The 1,618-nt window shown below is 75.6% G+C and carries 1 pseudogene; it reads right to left on the minus strand.

Annotated features, from left to right (window positions below):
- Positions 1–1,479, minus strand: a pseudogene (locus tag BZL64_RS38280) (hypothetical protein); the annotation flags it as partial.
- Positions 1,480–1,618 lie beyond the last annotated feature (139 nt).

Below are 1,618 nucleotides of genomic sequence, written 5' to 3' on the forward strand. Positions count from 1 at the left end.
GCGGAGGATCACCGGGGTGGGGAGGGTGATGTCCTGGACGGCGGTCGAGGCGGGGCCGCCCCGGACCCGGTCGGTGACGCGGGCGACCACGCGCACGTCCAGCGTGAACTGAGCCAGTACGGAAGCGGACTTGGGCTTGTGGACCGGCATCGAGCCGGCCGCGTTCGCGGCGGTCGCCGTCGCGCTGCCGGAGCCGTCGACGGTGCCGAGGAGCTGGTTCATGCGGAACTGGTCGGCGTTGAGCACACCCGCGCCGAACACACCGCGCGCGGTCGAGCCGTGCTCGTTCGCCCGCTGCCCGTCCGCACCCGTGGGACGCGGCGCGTCCAGGCCGCTCTGCGCCACCGTCTCGAACGTCATCTCGTCCACGACGCCCAGCACCCGCCCGTCCCGCAGCCGGGCGTGCAGCGAGGTGCGCAGATCCTGACCGGACGCGCCGGTCGCGTGCACCGGCGGCAGGTCCACGCCCGCCGCGGTCAGCAGCGGCAGCGCCGAGATCAGCCACTCCGTGGACACCGCCTCGCGCAGCAGGTGGTACGCCGCCTCGCCGCGGGTCCGGAAGCGGTTACCGCCCCCCGCCCGCCGCACGGCCTCGTCGACCGCCTGCTGCACCCTCGGCGCCCCCGAGAAGCCGTTGACCTGCGCCTCCATCGGCAGCCGGAAGCCATCGGCCCGCCAGGGCCCGAGCCGGTCCGCCCGCGCGTCGTCCACCCCGGCAGCACGACGGACCCCGGCCTGCGCGGGCGGCACCGGCGTGACCCTGGACAGGGCGTTCAGGTCGGCGTCGAGAACCCGGTGCGTCAAGGACAGGCCGTCCAGCCTCGACAGGGCCACCCGGCGGTCGCCCGACCAGACCTCCAGCGAGGCCTGGACGGGTACGTTCATCCGTGACGAGGGCGCCTTCGCCTCGGCAACCGTTTTCACGCCCAGTTGCGCCCGCCCCGACGACGCCGTACGCCGGGCGCCGCTCCACCCGAGGCCCAGCCCGGCCGCCCCGCCGACGCTCTTCACCTGCCCGGTCCCGCCGTCCGGCTTTCCGGCACCCGCCAGGACCGCCTCCACGCCCCGCGAGTCGCTCTCGTCGTGGGCGGACGCCCGCTGCGCGGCGGCGGAGGTGATGTACTCCATGTCCCGCCCGTCGGACGCCGTCTCCACGTACGTGCCGGGCCCCGCCCGCCGGACGGCGAACACCGCCCGGTACGGCCGCTTTCGCCCGTCGAAGAGTTCCACCCCGACCCCGCCGTCCATCGCGCTCGACAGCAGGCCCGCCGAACCGTCCCGGTCCAGGACGCGCAGCAACCGCTGCACGTTGTCGTTACGGTCCGCCGACTGGGTGCGCGGCAGCAGGTCATCGGCGAGGGACCGGTCCAGCCGCCCCCGCATCCGCTCCAGCAGCGGCACGAAGTCGGGCAGGTCCTCGATCATCCCGAAGCCGAGCGGCAGGCCCTGCGCGAGAGCGGGTACCGGGGCGGCCGGCACGAGCGGCGCGGACCGCGACCCGACGGCACCGGCCGAGGCCGCCCCGGCTGCCTCCCCGCTCCTTTCGGGCTCCTTGCCCTTCCCCGAGGCCCGGCCCGCCCCGTCGAAAGCCGTTTCCGTAACCGTGCCCGCCGCCGCC

Source organism: Streptomyces bobili (genome assembly GCF_002154575.1).
Lineage (GTDB): Bacteria > Actinomycetota > Actinomycetes > Streptomycetales > Streptomycetaceae > Streptomyces > Streptomyces bobili.